The sequence below is a fragment of the Anaeromassilibacillus sp. An250 genome (assembly GCF_002159845.1).
GTDB classification, from domain to species: Bacteria; Bacillota; Clostridia; order Oscillospirales; family Acutalibacteraceae; genus Anaeromassilibacillus; species Anaeromassilibacillus stercoravium.
The window spans coordinates 99,589-122,387 of the sequence record NZ_NFJK01000008.1 but is presented as its reverse complement, the minus strand read 5'-3'; the positions used below and the strand labels follow the sequence as shown (position 1 = coordinate 122,387).

Genomic DNA, 22,799 nt, shown 5'->3' with positions numbered 1-22,799 from the left:
TGCAACGCCTATCTACCCGTTTTCCTTCCTCTTGTCTGGGTTGGCAGCTGTTTATCGCCTTAAACATAATAATTAAACAACACCGTATATTTCAGAAGTTTTTCTGCATTCCTTGAAACAACGGAACCCCGGAGGCTGTCCTTCGGGGTTCCGTTGCTTGATTGTTTCTTATTCCTCTGTACAGCTGACCGGGGTGTATCCCGCGTCTTTTACCGCATCCATCAGAACCTGATCGGATACCTCTTTCGCAAGGGAAACCGTGGCTGTTTTCTTCTCCAGGTCCACCACCGCTTCCTGCACACCGTCCACGCCCTCCAGCGCCTTTTGTACATGCATCTGGCAGTGCGCACACATCATGCCTTCTACAACCAATACTTTTTTCATTTCAATCGTTCCTTTCTGTTGGTTCAATTCCTGCACAACAGGAACTGAAGGATGGTTTATCTCCGGCAGAGAGGCTGCCGGGGGTTCTGCGACCTGTGGCTCCATCCCCTTCCGTTTGAAGAAGCGGAGGCGCAGGGCGTTGGTTACAACACAGACCGAGCTCAAGCTCATGGCCGCTGAACCGATCATCGGGCTCAAGCGCAGGCCAAATGCAGGGAACAGGACGCCCGCTGCAACCGGGATACCCAGGATGTTATAGAAAAAGGCCCAAAACAGGTTCATGTGGATGTTTCGCACTACAGCGCGGCTCAAGTCGATCGCTGTCGCCACATCCTCCAGGGAATCCTTCATCAAAACTACGTCCGCCGACTCGATGGCAATATCCGTACCGGCGCCGATCGCGATGCCGATATCCGCGCGGGTCAACGCGGGTGCATCGTTGATTCCGTCGCCCACCATGGCGACCTTATGCCCCTGTTCCTGCAAGGCCCGGATGTTGGCCTCCTTTTCGGTCGGCAGTACATCCGATATGGCCTTCTCGATGCCGAGCTCCTTGCGGATGGCCTCCGCGGTCACCCGGTTATCGCCTGTCAGCATCACGACGTGCAGGCCCATCTTGGAAAACTGCTGGATCGCCGCCCGGCTGGATGCACGCACCGTATCGGCCACGGCAATCATTCCGACAATCTTGCCGTCCCGCGCGAACAGAAGCGGAGTCTTTCCTTCCTCTGCCAACTTGGTAACGGCATCGCGGGCTTTTTGCGCCGCGGCATCCTTTACCAGAAGGTTATTTTCCTCCATGAACGCCACATTGCCAGCCAGGTATGCATGCCCGCGGACCGTTGCACGGACGCCGCGGCCTGCTTGCGCCTCAAACGCCTCCGCTTTGGGAATCGAGATACCGGATTGCTGGGCGCGTTCTACCACGGCCTGCGCCAGGGGATGCTCGCTGCCAGTCTCAACCGCCGCAGCCTCTTCCAGGAAGGTCTGCTCCGTCATGGCAGCATCCAGCACAACAATGTCGGTCACGGACGGATGGCCGGAGGTAATGGTTCCGGTTTTATCCAACACGATGGTATCTACCGCATGAAGATTCTCCAGGCTTTCAGCGGATTTGATCAAAATGCCCATCTCGGCGGCCTTCCCCGTTCCGACCATGATGGCCACCGGCGTGGCCAGTCCCAGTGCGCACGGGCAGGAGATCACCAGCACGGAGATGGCGTTCGACAGGGCAAATTCAAAGCTTTGCCCCACCAATAGCCAGACAATGGCGGTGACAATGGCGATTCCGATCACCGTTGGTACGAATACGCCGCTGACCTTATCCGCCAGCCGCGCGATCGGCGCTTTGGAATTGCCCGCTTCGTCCACCAGCCGGATGATCTGGGAAAGCGTTGTATCCTCGCCAACCTTGGATGCTTGGAACCGGAATGTTCCATTTTTATTGATGGTGGCGGAGATCACCGGATCGCCGGGATTTTTCTCTACCGGGATACTCTCCCCGGTAATAGCCGCTTGATCCACATAGCCGTGACCCTCTATGACCACACCGTCCACCGGGATGCCTTCGCCTGGGCGGATGACGACTATGTCCCCGGCGATGACCTGCTCCGCCGGGATGGTCTGTTCCACGCCGCCGCGGATAACCACCGCATTTTTCGGCGCCAGATCCACCAGTTTCCCCAGCGCATCCGAGGTCTTGGATTTGGACTTTGCCTCCAAATACTTGCCGACGGTCACCAGGGTCAAGATCATTGCGGCGGATTCAAAATAGAGGGCATGTGCGTATTCATGCACCAACGCCATATCCCCATGGCCGAACCCGTAGGCCATTCGGAACATGGCAAAAATCCCGTAGACGAGCGAAGCGCCCGATCCAATCGCAACCAGGGAATCCATATTGGGCGCCCGATGAAATAGAGACTTGAACCCATTCTGGAAAAAGTGCCGGTTGATAAACAGAATGGGAATCGTAATCAAGAGCTGCGTCAGAGCAGAAATCAAGGCATTTTCTGTCCCGACCAAAAAACTTGGAGCTGGCAGCCCCATCATCGGCCCCATGGCGACATACATCAGTGGGATCAATAAAACGACCGACGTTACCAGCCGGTGCTTCATACTTTTCCGGCTTTCTTCCGCCCGGTCTTTTCGCGCCTGCCATTCGCTGCGGAATCCGCTCTCCTTGGCCTCCGTTTGCTGCGGCAAAGCCGCGCCATAGCCGATCTTCTGGACCGCTGCAATGATCTCCTCCGGGTGGACCTGCGCCTCGTCATAGGAAACCGTCATCTGGTTCGCCAAAAGGCTGACGTTGACGTCCTCAACCCCCTCCAGCTTTTGCACGCACCGCGTGACATTCGCTTGGCAGGCTGCACAGGTCATGCCGGTGACATTGTATTTTTCTGTTTTCATAATCTCTCCCCTCCTCTATCATTTCAATTTCTTAATCAGTTCCAATGCTTCATCGACCACCTGTGTGTTGCCCTGCCGAATCTGTTCCACAACGCAGGTTTCCAGATGATCCTGAAGGACCAGGTAGCCAAACGCTTGCAACGCGCTTTCCACAGCGGCAACCTGCACCAGGATATCCCCGCAATAGCGGTTGTCTTCCAGCATCTTCCCGATGCCGTTGAGCTGCCCAATCATCCGCTTCAAACGGTTTTGCAATTGGCGCAATTCCTGGTCCCCGCGGGGGGTCGCTTTATAATGACAACCGCATGCGGTGGTTTCGCTGGACGGTTGTAAAGATTCTTGCTGCTGGTTCATCCGAATATCTCCTTTCAAATACCCCCTTAGGGTATTTTGGATTTATCTCCATTATAATACCCCTATAGGGTATTTTCAAGTCCTTTTTGAGGAGAACTGCAAATTTTCTTTCTGCATCCCGTTCCATTCAGCCAAACACTCCGTCGAATGGTTCATTGATTAGCGGTTATTTCTCCTCTGTTGATTTCTGTATATGCCTATACTATAATAAGCGAATAAGCGCTGAGAGCCAATGGAATGGCCGTATGAGATTTACGGTTATCTACACGATACAAACCTTCCCCATATAACAATAATGATAGGCTCGTCCATGAAACAAAGAGAGAGAAAGGTTCTTTTCGTTTCCAGTCAAATGACAACCGACAGGTGGACCACTTTGGTTCAGATGAAACGAAAAAGCGTTTTATCCCCTTCTGCCAGCGCAATGATGGATCGGCAGCACTTTGCAGAAAAGGCAATAAGAAGCTTCATGGATGAAGTTTATAAGTATATGGGCTTGTAATAGGACTTTCGTCACAATACGTGAGATAATAGACTTTTATAGGGATTCCATTTGGCGCATATCACTTTGTTTATACTTTCGTTAAAAATCCCTGTTATGATAGCTCGAGTAAACCGTGCAAAATAAATGGAAATGAGGCCGCTCTATGACACATTTTTCTCCTGACAGCAACTTAGGACTAACTTCCGAACAGGTCGAAGAAAAACGACGCGACGGACGACAGAACACCGAACCGGAAAAAGTGACCAAAACAACCGGGCAAATTTTGAAGGACAATATCTGCACGTTGTTTAATCTGTTTAACGTGCTGATCGCCGTTGCCCTGGCGCTTGTCGGCGCGTGGTCCAATATGCTCTTTATTCTGATCATTGCCCTCAATACGCTGATCGGCATTGTGCAGGAAATCCACGCAAAAAAGCTCGTGGACAAGCTCTCTCTCTTATCCATGCCGATGGCAAAGGTGGTCCGGGATGGGAAGCTTTCGGAAATCCCGGTGTATGAGCTGGTCGAGGAAGACGTCATGGAATTGAGCGGAGGGAACCAGGTTTGCTCCGATTCTGTAATCCTGTCCGGGGCGGTCGAAGTGAATGAATCCCTCTTAACCGGCGAATCCGATCCCATACGGAAAGCCGCCGGAGACCATCTTCTATCCGGAAGTTTCATTATCAGCGGAAAATGCCGTGCCTGCGTGGAACATGTGGGGATGGAAAATTACGCTTCCAAGATCGCTCATGAGGCCAAAAAGCTGCGTGGCGTACATTCCGAACTGCTTTCTTCCATGCGTAAGGTCACCCGGTTCACAGGCTACTTGATTCCGCCTTTGGGGATTCTCCTGTTCCTCGAGGCATTCTATTTGCGCGGTGACCCGATCAACCATGCGGTTGTGTCGACTGCCGCTGGGCTTCTCGGTATGCTGCCAAAGGGCCTGGTGCTGCTCATCAGCATCAGCCTCGCTGTGGGGATCATTGCGCTTTCCAAAAAGAAAGTGTTGGTGCAGGAGCTGTTTGCCCTGGAGACGTTGGCGCATGTGGACACTTTATGCCTGGACAAAACCGGTACGCTGACCGAGGGCAAAATGCAGGTAGAAGAGGTGGAGTTGACCGATATTGGGCGTTCGATGCCATTTGATGAAATCATCGGCTCCTTTCTCCACTATACAGATGACAACAACGCGACGTTCCAGGCCCTGCAAGCGCATTTCGCACAAAAGGAAAGCTTTGCGCCCGTACAAAAGATTCCATTTTCTTCCGATCGGAAATGGAGCGCGATTGCATTCGAGGAGTTCACCTTTATCATCGGCGCTCCGGAGCGCCTAGCTGGTCCTGAGCTGGGGGACCATTTCGAAAAGGAGCTCAACGCGGGGAAACGTATCCTCTTAGCCGGGATTACCCCGGAACCCGTTTCGCCAGACAAGCCGCTGCCAGAAATACATGTGCTTGCGTCCATCGTGATCTCCGACCCCATCCGCCCCAATGCCGCAGAAACCCTGGCCTACTTCCAACAGGAGGGTGTGGACTTAAAGCTCATCTCGGGAGATAACCCGGTAACTGTATCCGCTTTAGCGGCGAAGGCAGGGTTTCCCGACGCCGGCCGTTTTATCGACATGAGCGGTGTGACAGAAGAGGCCGATCTGGAAAAAGCGGTCCAGGAGTATTCGATCTTTGGGCGCGTATCCCCCTTGCAAAAGAAGCAAATCGTACAGTCCCTACAAAAGCACGGACATTCGGTAGCCATGACCGGCGATGGGGTAAACGACCTTCTCGCCCTGCGGGAGGCCGATTGCAGCATTGCCATTGCGGAGGGCAGTGACGCCGCCCGTCAGGTATCGCAAGTGGTTTTGTTGAATTCGGACTTTTCCTCCCTCCCCTCTGTTTTGAGCGAAGGCAGGCGAGTGGTCAACAACATCACGCGGGTGGCGGGGATATTCTTTGTCAAAACGATTTATTCCGTTTTACTCTCCATCGTGTGCCTCCTGCTAAACATCCCGTTCCCATTTGTCCCGATCCAAATCACGCTGATCGACTTGGTTATCGAAGGCTATCCGTCCTTCTTTATGTCCTTTGAACCGGACAGCAGGAAAGTATCTGGACGGTTCCTGCCCTCCGTCATGGCGCGCGCCTTGCCAAATGCGATCTCAATCCTGGTTTGTTTCCTTGTTTTTCTTGGTGTGTCGCCGCTGTTGCAAATTTCTGCGGAACAGTCCAGTATACTCCTTTATTTGCTAGTCGGAACCGTTGGAATCCAGGCGGTATTCAAGGCGAGTTGGCCCTTGAACAAGCTGCGGGTGTTCCTTTGCTCCACCATGACGGTTGGATTTTATGCAGCGGTTCTCCTGTTCCACAAGCTTCTCCAGGTCTCCCTCCCCACCACAGAGACCTTACTCCTATTTGCTGGTTTTGCTCTGCTCAGCTTCTTGATAGAACGCGGCGCAACCGCGCTGATTCAGTGGATCCATCGCCGCAGAGACGCCCATAAACGCGCAACCAATACCGCCAGATAACTTCACAATAACGCAAAAAGCAGGGAGCGTCCCCTATCGAAGAAAGGGGGCCACTCCCTGCTTTATTTGTATCCGCCTATTTAAATGCAAGATCTATGGAATGCTATTTTGGGGTTCCTGCTTCACAGAGTTTCTTCTGCGCAGGAGCTGTTCAGTCGATCAACATGGCGTCTCCGATGCTTACGGGAGTCATGATACCAGACCGGTAATTACCTTGAATATGTAACAAAATTCTTCCTCCAGAACCCTCTGGTAGCCTCTGGATTACTCCATGGGGACTACTGTGAGGTTTTATATTCTATCAGCAAAAAAGCCCCGGATAGGGGCTTTTGTCTTGGATGATTACCGACCGATCTTTGACCAGTCAATATCTCTTGCGTCAATGAACTCGCCTTTCTCAGCTTCGTCTACTCGACGGGCCTCTTCCGGCGTGAGCTTGGTGAAGTCCGGGTCCCACGCTCGAACCAGTTTCTTGATGAACTCATAAGCAAAGTTCTGGTCGCTCTCAGGTAGCATATCCATCAAGCGAGCAGCTTCCATAGCCATGTTAGACATATCGCTACCTCCCTATTTATAGATGTCGCCACGGTTTCCGACTTCGAGAACGAACAGTATCTCAATCTCTTGCTCGGCACCGTACTTGTATATTATGCGCCAATCTCCGACTCGTAACCTCATTCGGCCATCTTTGCTCCCCTGCATGGGCTTAATATCACCCGCTGGAGGGGTTTGGGTTAATCCCTCTATGGCTTTCTTTATGCGCTCAACCGATTTCTTTTCGAGCTTGTTTAGAAATTTCACGGCCTCTTTTGCGTATCTGATTACCATTCGGCACATCCTTCCGAGGAATGTATCATTCCCCATAATCATTCTACCAGATTACTTCCTTTTTTGCAATCAGTTTTTGGTGCGAAACGATAAGAAGTTTACCGTTTCTTTCCGTATGTGATTTGCGGTAGCCATTCATACCGCTGTTCAAACGGGATGAAGTCGCCGTTGGTTCCAACGATGTGCTTCATCGCAGCGTCCATCTTTTCTTTAACCCTCTGGATGTCAGCCATGTTATTCCTACGATAAGGACAACAAGGTCTTTAGCATCTATGAGCCAGAGGCCAAAATCGTCACCTACATCTATGACCAGTACGAGGCTGTCCGCTCCCTTACTTCCGTAGCCAAAGCCCTCAACGAGAAGGCGTTCGCTCCCGGACCGGGAAACCTTGGAACCCCACTACCATTCGCACCATGCTCACCAACCCGTTCTACGCAGGCATCTACCGCTACAACTACCGGGATGAGAGCGGTAAAAGCCATGTGGTCAAAGCCGCCAAGGAATGGGTCATGGTCGAGGACCATCATCCAGCCATCGTGACCCGTGAGCGGCAGAACCGCATCGCAACCCTCCTTCAGAGCAGGCAGCGTGGCTTATACTCCAACGGTTTGACCTATCAGCGGAAGAACACGCACATCTTTGCCGGTCTTCTCCGGTGCGGATGCTGTGGCAGCAGCATGGCCTCTACGATAGATCGGGAGCGTTCCGATGGCTGGCGTCCGTCTATCTATATGTGTACCCGGCGCAGGCGCTTTAATGACTGCCAGAACAAATATGTGTCCGACATCACCCTCGGCCCATTCATCCTGAACTTCATCGCCAACATGATACGGGTTTCCAACTCCTTCGGAAAAAGCACCTCCATCGAAACTCTGGAGAAGAAACTTTTGCGGGGCGATGTCTTCTCTAATGTGGACCACATTGAGCGGCCCGGCCTTGAAGAGCTGTACGCACATCTCCGCAGCGGATTTGATGAGATGTCCTTCGAGTCTACCGGTGTGCAGGCAGCGGAGTCTGCCTCCCAGATACAGGAGCGTGATCTTCTGCTTGCGGAAAAGCGAAAGCTGGAGAGGGCGCTCAACCGGCTCCGTTCCCTCTATTTATACAGCGAGGATGAGATGCCGGAGAAGGACTACATCGTCGAACGCAAGCAGCTCACCGACCGCCTTGGCGAAGTGGACGCCCGGTTGGAAGAAGTCGAAAAGCTGGCCGTTGACTCGCTCACCCTTTCTGATGAGGAGTTCATGGCAAAAGCCAGCTACTTCATTTTGACCCAGCAACTTCAGGACAAACGCTATGTGAACTACGAGCGTTTCATTCGCAAAATCGACCCACAGATCGTCAAGGATTTCCTCAACAGCATCGTGACAAACTTTTGTATAAAAGATGGACTTACCACCTCAATTCTCTTCAAAAACGGCCTCGAAATACAATTTTCCTACAAATCCACAGAATGAGAAAAAAGCCCCGAAACCGCTGAACTGCCCCAATTAGTGCGGACAGTACAAAAAGCCCCTATGTAGGAAATATTTTGTATTAAGTGAAGTGGCGCTGCGTCAGTGGCGCCACTCCTGTTTTTGTCTGGATACGCTCATGATTATAGAAATGAATGTAGCTATCTATCATCTCATTTGCTTCTTGGAAAGAGCGAGGCTTGTGCCGGTAGATGCATTCCGTTTTCAAGATTGAGAAAAAGTTTTCTGCCATCGCATTGTCATAAGGATTACCTTTTCTTGACATTGATGGTGTTATGCCGTAAGATTGAGTTAGCTTGAAATATGCTTGGGATGTATATTGAAAGCCTTGGTCGCTGTGGAGCTGCAACTCCGCAGCGACCCTCTTTTTTTCTTTTTTCATCGCTAACTTTATGGTGTCCAGTACGAGATTGACAGTTTGTCGTGTCGCTGTCTTGTATGCTACAATACTGTTGTCATACAGATCTCGGATCATGGATAGGTAAAGTATACCTTCTTCCGTGTGGATATAGGAAATGTCCGTTACCCATTTTTCATTTGGTTTGGATGCCTGGAAGTTTCGGTTGAGCAGGTTCTTATACTTATGGAGTTGCTGGCCAAGGTTCTGCCATTGTCTCTTTCTGCGTATTTCAGACAGGATTCCATATCTTTTCATTATTTTTAGTATCGTTTTGGGGTCACGGTGGATACCCTGGTTTTCTAGCCAGCGGTGCATCCGTCGGTAACCGTAGGTCTGATGGCAGTGCGCTTGGTGTTGGCGAAGCATGGCTACCACAAGGGCATCCTTTTGAGGCTGCCCTTTCCTTTTGACATAGTCATAATAGCCGCTCCGGGAAACCCCAAAGATCTGACACATAACAGCTACCGGATATTCTGTCTTGTGACGGTAGATAACCTCATATCGATACTTCGGCCTCACATCCTTTCTGTGAGCGAGAGAAAATCCCGCAGCAGTTCATTTTCCATTCTCAGCCGTTTGTTCTCATACTTGTATTCCTGCAACGTCTTTGCAGGTTTCCGCCCTCGTGTTTTTGGAACACATTGAACTGCCTTCTTGCGCTCCCGTTTTAGTAGTGCGTGGACAGGACGGTCGCCTTCGAGTCCCAATGCTTCTGCTACTTCTCTCTGGGTCATTCCATCCTCCAGCATCTGTTGAATCTGTGGCAGCAACATCTGTATCTTTTGATATCTTCTTGCCATATACAACTACCCCCTCACGTAGTCATTATCCTACATGAGGGGGCCTTTTGTCCATTGTCCGTTTTTAACGGTTCGGTTCACCGCTTGGTTTCAGGGCTTTTCAGCTACTTCTTATCGTCCAGTTCTTTCATGCTTCCAATAAACATCGCATCTCCAAAGCTGAAAAACCGGTATTTCTCCTGTACCGCTGTGCGATAGGCGCGCATGATATTGTCGTATCCGGCCAAAGCGGAAACCAGCATGATCAGCGTACTCTCCGGCAAATGGAAATTGGTAATCAGCCCGTCCAGCACCCGGAATTGGAAGCCGGGGTAGATAAAGATATCAGTCCATCCAGCGCTCTCGCGGATGCAGCCCTCCTTCAAGGCAATGGATTCCAGCGTGCGGCAGCTGGTTGTCCCCACTGCAATGACGCGTCCGCCGTTGCGTTTGGTCTCATTGATGAGGTCTGCCGTCTCTTTGTTCATCGCATAGTGTTCGGAATGCATCTTGTGGTCGGAAACATTCTCGACCGTCACCGGACGGAACGTTCCTAACCCCACATGGAGGGTTACAAAAGCGGTTTTAATCCCCTTTTGCCGGATGCGCTCCAAAAGCTCGGGCGTAAAGTGAAGCCCTGCCGTCGGCGCGGCGGCCGAACCCACTTCCTTTGAATAAACATTCTGGTAGCGTTCCTTATCCTTGAGGTCTTCTGTGATGTAATGCGGTAGCGGCATCTGTCCAATTTGATCCAGAATCGCATAGAAATTCCCCTCATAGTGGAATTCCACAATCCGGTTGCCGCCCTCCACGACGTCCAGGACGTCCGCGCGTAGGAGACCGTCGCCGAATGTAAAATGCGTGCCCGGCTTTGCGCGCTTTCCGGGCCCGGTGAGTACCTCCCAGGTATCCCCTTCCCGATGGGTCAGTAGAAGGAATTCCACCTTGGCGCCTGTCCCATCTTTGATTCCATAAAGCCGCGCCGGAAGGACGCGGGAGTCGTTCAAAACCAGGCAATCCCCAGGGTTCAAATAATCGATTACATCGTAAAAATGCCGGTGCTCCATCTCGCCCGTCTCTTTATGTAAGACAAGCAGCCGCGAAGAATCCCTCGGCTCCAGCGGGGTCTGGGCGATCAGCTCCTTGGGCAGGTCATAGTAAAAATCGTGGGTACTCCAATTGCGTTTTGTCTCTTCCATTTTGAATGCTCCTAAAATTTATAAATTCTCTTTCCTGTAAATCGTACAAAGAAGAGGGAAAAACTTTAACAAAGAATAAATTGACAACCCTGAACGTGCATGGTATGATGGTGATAACTTGAATAGTAAGGAAGATAGAGGTGCGGTTTTAAAGAGTAGCACGCGGGAGGGGGCCAAAACCCGGGAACGCCTGCGAAAGGGAAAACCGCCGAAGGAGAACGGCGTTTGGCCGGCGTTCTTCTGGGGGCAGCAGTGAAAAACGCTGCAACTGTCATCATAAGATTTATGGTGGAGCGCTATCGGCAGTATGTCCCATTGGGAATACCGAGCAAGTTCTATTATATTGATTTGATGACCGGTTTTCAACCGGTTTTTTTATTGTATTTTGCAGGAGCCGCCTCTCTTTGGAGCATCTTCTGAAAAATGTAGAACTTTCCACAGGTTTGGATGCATATCCAAGCCGGTTTTGGAAAGAAAGATTCTTGTTTCAGGCTTATGAAGACAGAAATCTGTTTCATTCCGATTCTCTCCATTTTGTCTTTTCTCCCTGTCAGGTTCTTTCTCTTTCGTTATTCCCATATCATCATATAGGAGGAAATGTGTCATGAAAACATATCAGGTTGGAATCATCGGAGCAACCGGCATGGTAGGCCAACGGTTTGCAACGCTCTTGGAAAATCATCCCTGGTTTCACGTCAAAGCGCTCGCTGCGAGCGGCCGGTCCGCCGGCAAAACCTATGAGGAGGCTGTGGGAGACCGCTGGGCCATGAGCACGCCCATGCCGGAATCCATGAAAAACATGGTTATCTTCGACGCCACTGCCGACGTGGAGAAGATCGCTTCGATGGTGGACTTTGTCTTCTGCGCAGTCAACATGAAGAAAGACGAAATCAAAGCGCTGGAAGAGGCGTATGCAAAGGCGGAATGCCCGGTCATGTCCAACAACAGCGCGAACCGCGGGACGCCGGACGTCCCGATGATCATCCCGGAGATCAATGCGGACCACGCCGCTGTGATCGACGCGCAGCGCAAGCGCCTTGGAACGAAGCGCGGCTTTATTTCCGTCAAATCCAACTGCTCATTACAGAGCTATGTCCCGGCGATCCATCCGCTGATGGACCTCAACGTCACAAAGGTACTCGCCTGCACCTACCAGGCCATCTCCGGCGCTGGAAAAACCTTCAAGACCTGGCCGGAAAGCCTCGACAATGTCATCCCCTACATCGGTGGCGAAGAGGAAAAGTCCGAGCAGGAACCCCTCAAGATCTGGGGCCATGTGGAGGACGGCAAGATCGTAAACGCCACCTCCCCGTGCATCACCTCGCAGTGCCTGCGCGTACCGGTCTCCGACGGCCACACCGCAGCGGTGTTTGTCTCCTATGAGAAGAAGATCGAACTCGAGGAAATCATCCATCGTTGGGAAACGTACAAGGGCGTTCCCCAGGAGCTCCAGCTGCCGAGCGCACCCAAGCAGTTCCTGCACTACTTCCGCGAGGACGACCGCCCGCAGTCCCGCCTGGACCGCAACCTGGAGAACGGCATGGCGGTCTCCATCGGCCGTCTGCGTCCGGATACGCAGTATGACATCAAGTTTGTCTGCCTCTCCCACAATACCCTGCGCGGCGCGGCGGGCGGTGCGGTCCTGATGGCGGAGCTGCTCTGCGCAAAGGGATATTTGGACTGATCCAAAGGAACACCGATACATGCAATTCCCATTTCTGAATCATGAATTGGAGGCCCTATTATGAAGAAACTCGTCTATACCGGTTCCGGCGTGGCGCTGGTCACGCCCATGCACAAGGACGGCTCCATCAATTATGAAAAATTTGGGGAGCTGATCGAATTCCAGATTAGCCACGGCACCGACGCCATCATCGCCTGCGCAACGACCGGCGAATCCCCTGTCCTGAACCACGAGGAACACTGCAAAGCGCTGGAATACGTGATCCAAAAGGTAAATAAGCGCGTCCCAGTCATCGCCAGCACGGGCAGCAACGATACCGCCTATGCCGTACAGCTCTCCCAGGAGGCGGAGCGTATGGGCGCGGACGCTCTTCTCTCGGTAACCCCCTATTACAACAAGACTTCCCAGGCGGGTCTCGTTCGCCATTATACATACATCGCAGACCGTGTGAACCTGCCGATCATCGTGTACAACGTGCCCTCCCGCACCGGATGCAATATCAAACCGGAGACGTATTTGGAACTCTCCAAACATCCAAATCTGAATGCGGTCAAAGAGGCCAACGGGGACATTTCTTCGGTGGCCAAGACGATCGCTCTCTGCGGGGACGATTTCTATGTCTATTCCGGCAACGATGATCAGACCCTCCCGATGCTCGCATTGGGCGGCAAAGGTGTGATCTCCGTGTTTGCCAATGTTTTGCCGCAGGAGATGCACGACCTCTGTGCATCGTTCCTTTCCGGAGATGCGGCGAAGAGCCGCGAGCTGACGCTCAAATATGTGGAATTGATGAACGCGCTCTTCATGGACGTCAACCCGATCCCGGTCAAAGCCGCTATGAACGAGATGGGCTTTGATGTGGGCGACTGCCGTTTGCCTCTGACCACCATGAGCGAGGCGGCGCTCAATCAGCTCCGTGAAGTTCTCAAAAAGTATCAGTTGATCTAAGAAACCATTACCATTCGGAGGACGTAAAATGACAAGGATTCTTCTCTGCGGATGCAACGGCAAAATGGGCCGTGTCATCGCCGCATGTGTGAAAGAACGGGAAGACTGCAAAATTGTCGCTGGAATTGACATTCACACCGATCCCTTTGGGGATTTTCCCGTCTATGCCTCCCCTTCCGAGGTGCAAGAGGAAGCGGACGTTGTGATTGATTTCTCCCATCCGGCGCTGCTCTCTCCCCTATTGCAGTTTGGTTTAGAACATAAGCTTCCCCTGGTGCTCTGTACCACGGGATATAACCACGATCAGGTCAATGCGCTAAAGCAGGCCTCGCACAAGATTCCGGTGTTTTATTCCGGCAATATGAGCTTGGGGATCAACCTGCTGATTGGACTCTCCAAGAAAGCGGCACAGGTTTTGGGCGAAGATTTTGACATTGAGATTATCGAAAAGCATCACAACCAGAAAATTGACGCCCCCAGCGGGACCGCGCTCATGATCGCAGACGCGATTTCTTCCGTCGAAGACCGCCAGATGACGTATATGTACGACCGCCATTCCCAGCGCAAAAAGCGCGATAAGAATGAAATCGGGATGCATTCCGTGCGCGGCGGTACCATCGTCGGCGAGCACGAAGTGATTTTCGCCGGGCCGCATGAGGTCATCACCCTTTCCCATTCCGCACAGTCAAAAGAGATTTTTGCCAACGGCTCGATCAACGCAGCGGTATTTCTGGCAAAGCAACCTGCCGGACTGTATGATATGTCCGACCTATTAAAGTAAAGGGGGATACGATCATGGAACAAACGGTTATTACAACCCTCAGTGACATCACACTGGTCAACCTGCAAAATTGCCCTGTGGCGCTCAATTCCATCGCCAAGATCTTTCAGAAGATTTCCGACCTGGGTGTGAATGTGGATATGATCTCCCTCGCCCCCTCCCATGGAGCGTATACGACCATTTCCTTCACCATCGACGACGAGGATCTCGGCAAAATCTTAAAGTTCACCTCCGCCCTGTATGACAACCACGATATCAAAACCATCGTCAGCAGCGGCAATTATAAAATCGCAGTACACGATGAACGCATGAAGAACACGCCCGGCGTAGCTGCAAAGGTGTTACAAGCGGCCGCAGAGGTAAATACCGACATTCGCCTCATCAGCACTTCCGATGTGGAAATCTCCATGTTGGTGACAGCCGCCGACTTTGAACAGACGCTGGAGTCGATCGAAAAGCAGATGGGCTGAAAAGTGCTCGATTTTTCCATTCTATTTCTATAATGTTTCATCTTTGGGGTTCCGCAGGACGATCCTTTTGGTTCGGACTGCGGAACCTCTTTTGTTTTCCGGTCAAATATCCCGTTTGATTTTTCCGAGCGCTCCTTTTTCCAGACGCGATACCTGCGCCTGGCTGATGCCGATCTCCGAAGCGACCTCCATCTGGGTCTTCCCCTGGAAAAACCGCATGGATAAAATGCGTTTTTCCCGGTCGCTCAGGTCGCTGATCGCCTCTTTCAGGGCAATTTCATCCAGCCAGTTATTGTCGTCGTTGTTGTCCCCCACCTGATCCATCACATAGATGGTGTCCCCTCCATCGGAAAAAACCGGCTCGTACAGGGAAACCGGCTCCACGATGGACTCCAGCGCAAGGACCACATCCTCCCTTGGGAGATCCAGCTCCTCGGCGATTTCCTCGATGGTCGGCTCCTTGTTGTTTTTCGCGGTCATTTTTTCTTTGACCTGCATCGCCTTATACGCCGTGTCGCGTAGGGACCGGCTGACACGAATGCTGTTGTTGTCCCGCAGGTATCTGCGGATCTCCCCGATGATCATCGGAACGCCGTAAGTAGAAAACCGTACGCCCTGGTTCATATCAAAGTGATCGATCGCCTTGATGAGTCCGATACAGCCCACCTGGAAGAGGTCGTCCAAATTCTCCCCGCGGTTTGTAAAACGCTGGATGACACTGAGCACCAAGCGCAAATTTCCATTGATTAGCTCTTCGCGCGCCTGCTTGTCCCCTTCCCTGACACGGCGCAGCAATTCCGTCTTTTCTTTTTCGGTCAAAACTTTGAGCTTTGCGGTATTCACCCCGCAGATATCCACCTTATTGTACACAGCGCATTCCTCCCATCCGGCTTTCGCATTCATTATTGCCATGATCGGATAGGAACATGCACCAGTAAAAAAGGAAAAAGGCGGTGGAACAGCATGTTTCCACCGCCCAATAGCAAGGGAAAGCCGCGCCCCGCGCGGCTTTCCCTTGCTTAAATCCAAATGAAAAAATTTTTCAACGAGCGCTTGCCCACCGTTTGATGCTCAACGGCAATAGTTCTCCAGATAACTTTCAATGCTTTCTTGTATGATCTCCTTCGCACGCTCTACGCCGAAAACATTGTCAATCGCGGTCGTCTTTCCCTCCAACGCCTTATAGACTGAGAAAAAGTGGGACATCTCGTCGAAAATATGCGCAGGCAATTCGCTGATGTCCTTATAACCGTTGTAGGTTGGGTCATTGAATGGGATGGCAATAATTTTTTCATCTTTACTACCGTTGTCCTCCATGCTGATGACACCAATTGGGTAACACCGCACCAGGGAAAGCGGATGGATATTCTCGGAACAAAGCACGAGGACGTCGAGCGGATCGTGATCTTCCGCATAGGTGCGCGGGATAAAACCGTAATTGGCCGGATAGTGCGTGGATGTATACAAAATGCGGTCCAAAAACAGCAAACCGGTCTCCTTATCCAGCTCATATTTTGCTTTGCTTCCCTTAGTTATTTCAATAACTGCACAAAAATCGTCCGTCTTGATTCGTTTTGGGGAAATGTCATGCCAGATATTCATCCAAATTCCTCCTTTTTTTGGCTGTCTATAAATTCTGCCGCCGTTTATTTATATTGTATCATTGCGCATAAAAAGAATCAATGTATTTCCAGGGAATTTTATACAAATCCATAAAAAGCAACCTTCCCAGAAGTTTGCATACACCTCTCGCATGTTCGGCATTCTCTCCGCATAGATATACTACGATCAGTAGAGCAGGAGGAGTGTTCCATGAATTGCAGAATCGCGGACATGCGGCACAAAGAGGTTATCAACACCAAAGACGGCACACGTATTGGGTATGTGTGCGATGTGGAGATCGACACCGTTACCGCGCGGGTCCTCTCTTTGGTCATCTATGGCCGGCTGCGCTTTTTTGGCCTGCTCGGCCGTGAGGATGATATTATTATCAAATGGCAGGATATTGAAGTAATTGGTGACGAAACGATTCTGGTATGTTATAATGATTTTTACCGCGTAAAAAAGAAGCCGCATCTCTTCGGAAGCTGAGCGAATCTGTGATCTTCCGAAAAAATATTGCAATCCCTGTTGGATTGTGGTATAATAATGCGCGCAAAACACACGCCAGCGCTGGACGAACCGGTGCTTCGAAAGGGATTCCTTGAAGTTCTGCGTCCAAAACAGAGCGCGGCGGCGGAAAAACCAAGGAGGATTTTATTATGGCAGTCGTATCTATGAAACAGCTTTTGGAGGCCGGTGTACATTTCGGCCACCAGACCAGAAGATGGAACCCGAAAATGGCTCCCTACATCTTCACCGAGCGCAACGGCATCTACATCATCGACCTGCAGAAGACCGTTAAGAAGCTTGAAGAAGCGTACAATTTCGTCCGTGATCTTTCGATGGAAGGCAAGTCCGTCCTGTTCGTCGGCACCAAGAAGCAGGCGCAGGAATCGGTCCGTGATGAAGCCGAACGCGCTGGCGCTTACTTTGTAAATGCAAGATGGCTGGGCGGTATGCTCACCAACTTCCGCACTATTCGCCGCAGAATTGACCGTTTGAACCAGCTCAAGGCGATGGAAGCGGACGGCACGTTTGATCTGCTCCCGAAGAAGGAAGTCACGAAGCTCCAGCTCGAAATTCAAAAGCTGGAAAAATTCATGGGCGGCATTAAAGATATGAAGCAGCTCCCCGGCGCATTGTTCATTGTGGACCCGCGCAAGGAGAGAATTGCGGTTGCAGAGGCAAAGAAGCTCGGCATTCCGATTGTTGCAATTGTTGATACCAACTGCGATCCGGACGAAATCGACTATGTCATTCCGGGCAACGACGACGCAATCCGTGCGGTTAAGCTGATCTCCGCAACAATGGCCAACGCGATCATCGAAGGCAGAGAAGGCCAGATGGGTTCTGCTGAAGCGCAGGAAAAGGAAAATGAGACGGACGAGGTCGCAGGCTAATTGGATGGGGGGTTCCCTATCTATTTGAAAAGAATTTTGATCAAATAGCGCCGGGGAGACCACTTTCCGGCGCACTTAAAAAACGGAGGGATCAATCAATGGCTGCTTTTACAGCAAAAGACGTTGCAGCACTTCGTGAGAAGACCGGCTGCGGAATGATGGACTGCAAGAAGGCACTGACTGAAGCAAACGGCGATATGGACGCCGCTATCGATTTCCTGAGAGAAAAGGGCCTTGCCGCTGCTACAAAGAAGGCTGGCCGTATTGCCGCAGAGGGCGTTGCGTTTGCATGCACCAATGAGGCGAAGAATGTTGGCGTTGCCATCGAAGTAAACGCGGAAACCGACTTTGTTGCGAAGAATGCGGATTTCCAGAACTTTGTAAAGACCTGTGCGGATACGGTTATCTCCGAGAATCCGGCAGATGTGGAAGCACTTCTGGCTTGCAAGGCGGCAGGCACCGACATGACCGTCGATGCATTGCTGAAGGAAAAGATCCTGACCATCGGCGAGAATATCAAGATCCGCCGTTTCCAGCGCTATGAGGGTACGGTTGTTTCCTATATCCATGGCGGCGGCAGAATCGGTGTTTTGGTGAAGTTTGAGACTTCTCCGGAAGTTGCTGCAAAAGAGGGCTTCGAGGAGTATGCAAAGAACATCGCTATGCAGGTTGCTGCAATCAACCCGTCCTATTTGGACGAGGCTTCCGTCCCGGCTGACGTTGTGGAGCATGAAAAGAAAATTCTCACCGAGCAGGTGATTGAGTCCGGCAAGCCGGCCAATATCGCTGAGAAGATCGTTGTTGGCAGACTCGGCAAATTCTTCAAGGAAGTTTGCTTGGTCGACCAGGCATATGTGAAGGACGGCGATCTGTCCGTTCAGCAGTATACTGCAAACACGGCAAAAGAGCTCGGCGGCGACATCAAGATCGTTGCATTTGTCCGCTTTGAGAAGGGCGAAGGCCTTGAGAAGCGCGAGGACAACTTTGCAGACGAAGTTGCCAACATGATTAAATAAGCTTTTCCCAACAGCAGATAAACAGCGCGGAAGCTTCTCCGGCGTTCCATAGGGACAATTTATGAACCTACCCATATAACTCAATATTTGTTCCTGTGGAGGGAGGCTGTGTTTCGGCACAGCCTCCCTTTTCTGCTCATGGAACCTCGTTTTGGATTGCTTCTGCCACGGAATTCGCCATACTCTGAGGCAGTTCATCCACCAGACCAATGTCGCGGTAATAGATACGCACCTCCTGAGGTGCTGTGCGGGAGTATTTCTCCGCACGCTCACCGACCTCCACCCGCTTGATGAAGATGCGCAAGATCTCAGCGGTCAGTTCCGGGATCTGGCTGTACCGTTTGGCGTTCTCAATGAACCGGGTAATATTGGAGCTGGAGTCTTTCAGTTCCTGAAGCCTTACTTCCATGGCAGGGAGCTGTTCTTGAATCTCTTTCTGCTCGGCAGTGTACTCTTGAGAGAGGATGCGATACTGCTCGTCCGGGATGCGGCCAAGGACGCTGTCCTCGTAGAGCCGTTTGAAGAGTTTTGTCAGCTCGTCCTGGCGCTTTTGCATGGTGTCGATTTTCTTTTGAAGCACCGTGATCTCTTGCTGCGCCTCCTTGCCCTGTTTCTTGCGGATATGCTCCGCAAACCGTAGCTCGTTCTGACGAGCGAAGTGCGTGACACGCCGGATGTCATCCAGCAGGATGGCACTGAGTTCTTGTTCTCTGATGTAATGCCCAGAGCAAACATCTTTGCCTTTCTTCTTGTAGGTAGAGCACATGAAGTTGTTTTTCACCGCATCCATGGTGTGTGCTCGGTGCAGTACCATGGTGCCCCCGCAGTCCAGACAGTAGACCAGCCCGGAGAAGATATTCTGCTCCTCCATCTTTGCCGGACGCCTCTTATGCTTGCGGATATCCTGTACGATCTCCCAGGTCTGTTGCGTAACGAGTGCTTCGTGCGTATTCTCAAAGCGGAGTTGCTCAGACTCGGGACGCTCAATGCGCTTCTTGTTCTTGAAGGACAGGGTGGTGGATTTCAGGTTGATGGTGTGACCCAGGTAAGTCTCATCCTCCAGAATGCCAGCGATGGTGTTGGTGGACCAGTTGTATGGCTGAGTGATGTCCACTCCGGTCAGTTCCACCCCATGCTTCTGGTAGTAGGAATATCCAGGCGTGGGAATTTTGTCTTTCTTGAGCTGCTTTGCAATCTGGGCAGGACCCTTTCCAGAAACGCAGAGGTCAAAGATGTACCGCACTACCGGAGCAGTCTCAGGATCAGGCACCATGTGCCGTTTGGGATCTGCCGGGTCCTTTATATACCCATAGCGGGGGCGGGAGGACACTCTGGCACCAGTCTCAGCCTTGAGACGAACCACAGAGCGTCCCTTCTTGCTGCAGTCTTTGGCATAGAACTCGTTCATCAGATTCCGGAAGGGCGTGAAGTCATTGGTGGACTCGTACAGGCTGTCCACGCCATCGTTGACGGCGATAAAGCGCACACCGTAGCTTGGGAAGATGAGTTCCGTGTACTGACCCACCTGAAGGTACTCGCGGCCCAGTCGGGACATATCTTTGACGATCAGTGTTTCCACCTGACCGTTTTCCATCAGCTCCATGACCTGCTGCCAGCCTGGGCGGTTGAAGTTCGTTCCAGAGTAACCGTCGTCATACAGGAAGAGGGTGTTGATGAATCCTTTCTCAGCTGCATACTTCTCCAGCAGAAGTTTTTGATTCTGGATACTGTTCGAGTCATCCGTCTTATTTGTTTTCTGCGTGTCCTCCTGACTCAGTCGGCCATAGAGGACGGTATATTTTTCGTTGCTTGCCATTGCTACTCCTTTCCGGGCAAGCCGATACGGTAACAACAAACATACCGTATCTCCTGCCCAATGTCTATCCTCAAATCGAACCTTTTTCTAAATCACTGTCGATGATTTGGAGCATCTGCTCCGTAGGCGTTTTTGCTTTCTCTGCGGTAGAGAAGATGGAACGGACGAAGAATGTTCGTCCGCCCACAATCATCTCACGGCGCAGTTCCATACCATGCTCTGTTTCGTGATAAGATGTATCCCGGTAGATTGGCGTGATCGTATTCTCGTCCCGGTAGCCAATCGCTCGCTCTGGCATATAACCGCCCAGGATACCCGTCTCCATATACACTTCAAACTCACTTTTCATAGCGTTCCTTTCCCCCGAAACAAATTCGGGCAACAAAAATAGCAGACCGTCACATGGTCTGCTGCCAAGTCTGTTCTTCTTCGTGATCGTCCTCGGCGTGGCCTTGGGCGATTTTCTTTTGCTGCTTCTTACGGAGCGTTTTCCTGTCTATGTGCGGGTGCATTGTGGTGCTGTCCATCACAGGCTCAGCAGACTGAAACTGTTCCAGACGGCATCCAAGCCCCACCACAGCAGAAGCAACGCTGCCGTCCCCATCAGCAGGACCACCCATGTGGGACCATCCAGATGCGGCAGCCGCAGTCTGGGCAGTCTGATTCTGGGCAGAGAAAAACGCTTCTCGTTCCGCTTCCCAGCCTGTTCGTTCATCTGCTCCAGATGCTTCACCGCTTTCAGCAGCTCGTCCATCTGCGTCCGGGTCGGGAGCTGCGCCAGCAGTTCGCTGACTTTCTTGAGATAGCCAGTCTGTTTCTCGGTGTGGTACCCCAGTGTGTAGAGGTCGCTCTGCAGATCCTCCCACTCCGCTTTCGTGGGATGCACTTCGGGAGGCGGTGTCAGCTCTTGTGCCGGGGGCTGCGGCGTGGTCTGTACCATCTGCGCAGGCCGGTTCTTCTCCAACAGCTCGTCCATGGATAATTTCTGCTCTGATCCTGAATTCATATTCCATCTTCTCCTTCAGATATTTCTCCCCGAACAGCAGGCGGTCACGGCACTGCCAGCCGCTGGGCGTGGTGTAGGTGATGTTCCGTCGGGACGTTTCCCAGCGGACCTTGTAGCCCTCGCTCTCCATCAGTGCAATGAACTCCTCACGGCTGGAGGCGTGGCGCATACAGTTGTTGATGATATTCATGAGCTGCAGTTTTTTGCTCTGGCCACGGACGGCGGTGTGATACTCGCCGATGGCCATCGTCTTGGTCTTCTCTTTCTTGTTCGCGGGGTTGAACACAGGGAGAGAAAACTCCATACAGATCTGATCGTTGCGCTGCCGCAATTCCTGGAGCTGCTCCTTTGCCACGTGCAGTTTCTTTCCCGTGTCGAAGTTGACCGAGTTGATGAGGAAGTGGGAATGGATGTGTTCCCGGTCTGTGTGGGTACAGACCGGGACTTCATAGCCCTCATAGTACTCAGCCAGCTTCAGCGCCGCCGCATGAGCGGCGACCGGGTCGACCGCTTCCCCTTTTGGAAAGCTCTGCACCATGTGGTAGAACAGCACGCCGTCGGTTTTATGATGCAGACGCTTGGTGGTCATGAAGTCCGCGTAGACAGATTCCGGCTGGCAGTTGATGCCTGTGACCAATCGCTGCCCATCGAACTCAGTTTTCTTGTCCTGCATGGTGTACCGCATCACGGCTCCCATGCATCCGGTGGTCTGACCCCGCTTGTAGTTGGTGAAGCTGATGATCGCCATTTCTCACCACCGCTTTCGTTCCAAGATCAACCGGACAGCAGCACAGAGTTCAGAGAACGCCTGGCGTACACCGTCCAGGTTGACTACCGTGACGCGTCCCATGTGTGCCAGGGTGACGAGCTGATTCAGATTTCTGCCGATGGACTTCAACTCCTTGAGCACTTCTTTCAGTCCGTCAATGACCACCACCTGCTTTCCCAGACAGCAGGCCGTCACATAATCGCTCATGGACATCCCGGAGCGTTTCGCCAATTCCTTGATGGCCTCCCGGTCTGCGTATGCCATCCGGGTGCTGAATTTGATATCTTTTTTCATGTCGGTTCCTCCAGTCTTTCGTAAAAATGGGGTGTGGGGCAGCGCCCCGCAAACAGGCGGAAGGCGGGCGGCGGCTTTGCCGGTGACCAGACAAACGCGATGCTGGCCACCTCCAAGGAGGTGATTCTCCCGCGCCGAACACCCTCACTCCTCCTTCGGACACAAGCGGCCCAACACGGCGT

Annotated in this window: 24 protein-coding genes, 1 pseudogene and 1 riboswitch; of the genes and pseudogenes, 10 read left to right on the top strand and 15 right to left on the bottom strand. The window is 51.9% G+C overall.

The genetic code is table 11. The features are described 5' to 3' along the window. Positions 1 to 168: 168 nt before the first annotated feature. Together B5F54_RS08940 and B5F54_RS08935 are read right to left on the bottom strand one after the other, a co-directional pair. Positions 169 to 2,793, bottom strand: a complete 2,625-nt coding sequence (locus B5F54_RS08940; protein WP_087233384.1) for a heavy metal translocating P-type ATPase — start codon at positions 2,791 to 2,793, stop codon at positions 169 to 171. Positions 2,794 to 2,811: 18 nt separating this feature from the next. After that, a complete protein-coding gene (locus B5F54_RS08935; protein WP_087233381.1) occupies positions 2,812 to 3,147 on the bottom strand; it encodes a metal-sensing transcriptional repressor in 336 nt (111 codons plus the stop codon). Between the two features lie 647 nt (positions 3,148 to 3,794). Between B5F54_RS08935 and B5F54_RS08925 the strand changes: the two genes are divergently transcribed. Next, complete coding sequence (locus tag B5F54_RS08925; RefSeq protein WP_087233376.1) at positions 3,795 to 6,149, top strand: cation-translocating P-type ATPase; 2,355 nt, start codon at positions 3,795 to 3,797, stop codon at positions 6,147 to 6,149. A 342-nt stretch (positions 6,150 to 6,491) separates the two neighbouring features. Here B5F54_RS08925 and B5F54_RS08920 read toward each other — a convergent pair whose 3' ends face one another. The 3 genes from B5F54_RS08920 to B5F54_RS18265 all read right to left on the bottom strand — a co-directional run bounded on the left by B5F54_RS08920 (position 6,492) and on the right by B5F54_RS18265 (position 7,210). Next, positions 6,492 to 6,671 carry a hypothetical protein gene (locus B5F54_RS08920; RefSeq protein WP_330396773.1) on the bottom strand — a complete coding sequence of 60 codons (180 nt, stop codon included), beginning with the start codon at positions 6,669 to 6,671 and terminating at the stop codon, positions 6,492 to 6,494. Between the two features lie 45 nt (positions 6,672 to 6,716). Then, positions 6,717 to 6,977 carry a type II toxin-antitoxin system RelE family toxin gene (locus tag B5F54_RS08915; protein ID WP_087233484.1) on the bottom strand — a complete coding sequence of 87 codons (261 nt, stop codon included), beginning with the start codon at positions 6,975 to 6,977 and terminating at the stop codon, positions 6,717 to 6,719. A 98-nt stretch (positions 6,978 to 7,075) separates the two neighbouring features. After that, positions 7,076 to 7,210, bottom strand: coding sequence for a hypothetical protein (locus B5F54_RS18265; protein ID WP_275532229.1), 135 nt, complete (start codon positions 7,208 to 7,210; stop codon positions 7,076 to 7,078). Positions 7,211 to 7,346: 136 nt separating this feature from the next. On the opposite strand from B5F54_RS18265, the pseudogene B5F54_RS18260 reads away from it, so the two are divergent. Both B5F54_RS18260 and B5F54_RS08910 read left to right on the top strand, forming a co-directional pair. Next, positions 7,347 to 7,547: pseudogene (locus B5F54_RS18260) on the top strand (recombinase family protein); the annotation flags it as partial. Positions 7,548 to 7,586: 39 nt separating this feature from the next. After that, entirely contained in the window at positions 7,587 to 8,435 is an 849-nt protein-coding gene (locus B5F54_RS08910) for a zinc ribbon domain-containing protein (protein WP_275532232.1), read from the top strand. A 79-nt stretch (positions 8,436 to 8,514) separates the two neighbouring features. Here B5F54_RS08910 and B5F54_RS08905 read toward each other — a convergent pair whose 3' ends face one another. From B5F54_RS08905 to B5F54_RS18105, 4 genes are all read right to left on the bottom strand, one after another. Beyond that, positions 8,515 to 9,372, bottom strand: coding sequence for an IS3 family transposase (locus tag B5F54_RS08905; RefSeq protein WP_140400348.1), 858 nt, complete (start codon positions 9,370 to 9,372; stop codon positions 8,515 to 8,517). After that, on the bottom strand, positions 9,369 to 9,653 hold the full coding sequence (locus B5F54_RS08900; protein WP_087233368.1) for a hypothetical protein: 285 nt from the start codon (positions 9,651 to 9,653) through the stop codon (positions 9,369 to 9,371). Before B5F54_RS08900 ends, B5F54_RS08905 begins: the two co-directional genes overlap by 4 nt. A 104-nt stretch (positions 9,654 to 9,757) precedes the next feature. Continuing rightward, complete coding sequence (queA, locus tag B5F54_RS08895) at positions 9,758 to 10,831, bottom strand: tRNA preQ1(34) S-adenosylmethionine ribosyltransferase-isomerase QueA (protein ID WP_087233365.1); 1,074 nt, start codon at positions 10,829 to 10,831, stop codon at positions 9,758 to 9,760. Positions 10,832 to 10,958: 127 nt separating this feature from the next. Continuing rightward, positions 10,959 to 11,138: riboswitch (Lysine riboswitch) on the top strand. 55 nt (positions 11,139 to 11,193) lie between these two features. Continuing rightward, the gene (locus B5F54_RS18105) at positions 11,194 to 11,349 is read right to left on the bottom strand and encodes a hypothetical protein (protein WP_237966552.1); all 156 of its coding nucleotides are present in this window, start codon (positions 11,347 to 11,349) and stop codon (positions 11,194 to 11,196) included. An 86-nt stretch (positions 11,350 to 11,435) separates the two neighbouring features. Between B5F54_RS18105 and asd the strand changes: the two genes are divergently transcribed. From asd to B5F54_RS08875, 4 genes are read left to right on the top strand one after another with little or no spacing between them, the layout of a single operon-like run. Then, the gene (asd, locus tag B5F54_RS08890; protein WP_087233363.1) at positions 11,436 to 12,515 is read left to right on the top strand and encodes an aspartate-semialdehyde dehydrogenase; all 1,080 of its coding nucleotides are present in this window, start codon (positions 11,436 to 11,438) and stop codon (positions 12,513 to 12,515) included. Positions 12,516 to 12,575: 60 nt separating this feature from the next. Beyond that, positions 12,576 to 13,463: a 4-hydroxy-tetrahydrodipicolinate synthase gene (gene dapA / locus B5F54_RS08885; RefSeq protein ID WP_087233360.1), complete on the top strand. Its 888-nt coding sequence runs from the start codon at positions 12,576 to 12,578 to the stop codon at positions 13,461 to 13,463. A 28-nt stretch (positions 13,464 to 13,491) separates the two neighbouring features. Continuing rightward, positions 13,492 to 14,244, top strand: a complete 753-nt coding sequence (gene dapB / locus B5F54_RS08880; protein WP_087233357.1) for a 4-hydroxy-tetrahydrodipicolinate reductase — start codon at positions 13,492 to 13,494, stop codon at positions 14,242 to 14,244. 14 nt (positions 14,245 to 14,258) lie between these two features. Beyond that, entirely contained in the window at positions 14,259 to 14,714 is a 456-nt protein-coding gene (locus B5F54_RS08875) for an ACT domain-containing protein (RefSeq protein ID WP_087233355.1), read from the top strand. A gap of 102 nt (positions 14,715 to 14,816) precedes the next feature. Here the strand turns inward: B5F54_RS08875 and sigG are convergent, their stop codons facing one another. Both sigG and B5F54_RS08865 read right to left on the bottom strand, forming a co-directional pair. Further along, positions 14,817 to 15,584, bottom strand: a complete 768-nt coding sequence (sigG, locus tag B5F54_RS08870; protein ID WP_172749656.1) for an RNA polymerase sporulation sigma factor SigG — start codon at positions 15,582 to 15,584, stop codon at positions 14,817 to 14,819. A gap of 201 nt (positions 15,585 to 15,785) precedes the next feature. Beyond that, on the bottom strand, positions 15,786 to 16,316 hold the full coding sequence (locus tag B5F54_RS08865) for an inorganic diphosphatase (RefSeq protein WP_087233351.1): 531 nt from the start codon (positions 16,314 to 16,316) through the stop codon (positions 15,786 to 15,788). Between the two features lie 210 nt (positions 16,317 to 16,526). Here B5F54_RS08865 and B5F54_RS08860 point away from each other — a divergent pair, with 210 nt between their 5' ends. The 3 genes from B5F54_RS08860 (at position 16,527) to tsf (ending at position 18,732) form a co-directional block, all read left to right on the top strand. Further along, complete coding sequence (locus B5F54_RS08860) at positions 16,527 to 16,805, top strand: YlmC/YmxH family sporulation protein (RefSeq protein WP_087233349.1); 279 nt, start codon at positions 16,527 to 16,529, stop codon at positions 16,803 to 16,805. Between the two features lie 170 nt (positions 16,806 to 16,975). Next, positions 16,976 to 17,716 (top strand): 30S ribosomal protein S2, encoded by a 741-nt coding sequence (rpsB, locus tag B5F54_RS08855; RefSeq protein ID WP_087233346.1) that lies wholly within the window; start codon positions 16,976 to 16,978, stop codon positions 17,714 to 17,716. 98 nt (positions 17,717 to 17,814) lie between these two features. Beyond that, complete coding sequence (tsf, locus tag B5F54_RS08850; protein ID WP_087233343.1) at positions 17,815 to 18,732, top strand: translation elongation factor Ts; 918 nt, start codon at positions 17,815 to 17,817, stop codon at positions 18,730 to 18,732. Positions 18,733 to 18,868: 136 nt separating this feature from the next. On the opposite strand, the gene B5F54_RS08845 is transcribed toward tsf, so the two are convergent. The 4 genes from B5F54_RS08845 to B5F54_RS08830 all read right to left on the bottom strand — a co-directional run bounded on the left by B5F54_RS08845 (position 18,869) and on the right by B5F54_RS08830 (position 22,617). Beyond that, the gene (locus tag B5F54_RS08845; protein WP_087233340.1) at positions 18,869 to 20,548 is read right to left on the bottom strand and encodes a recombinase family protein; all 1,680 of its coding nucleotides are present in this window, start codon (positions 20,546 to 20,548) and stop codon (positions 18,869 to 18,871) included. Between the two features lie 70 nt (positions 20,549 to 20,618). Further along, the gene (locus B5F54_RS08840; RefSeq protein ID WP_087233336.1) at positions 20,619 to 20,897 is read right to left on the bottom strand and encodes a hypothetical protein; all 279 of its coding nucleotides are present in this window, start codon (positions 20,895 to 20,897) and stop codon (positions 20,619 to 20,621) included. A 49-nt stretch (positions 20,898 to 20,946) separates the two neighbouring features. Continuing rightward, positions 20,947 to 22,302 carry a relaxase/mobilization nuclease domain-containing protein gene (locus B5F54_RS08835; protein ID WP_087233333.1) on the bottom strand — a complete coding sequence of 452 codons (1,356 nt, stop codon included), beginning with the start codon at positions 22,300 to 22,302 and terminating at the stop codon, positions 20,947 to 20,949. 3 nt (positions 22,303 to 22,305) lie between these two features. Further along, complete coding sequence (locus B5F54_RS08830) at positions 22,306 to 22,617, bottom strand: plasmid mobilization protein (RefSeq protein WP_087233330.1); 312 nt, start codon at positions 22,615 to 22,617, stop codon at positions 22,306 to 22,308. Positions 22,618 to 22,799: the final 182 nt, after the last annotated feature.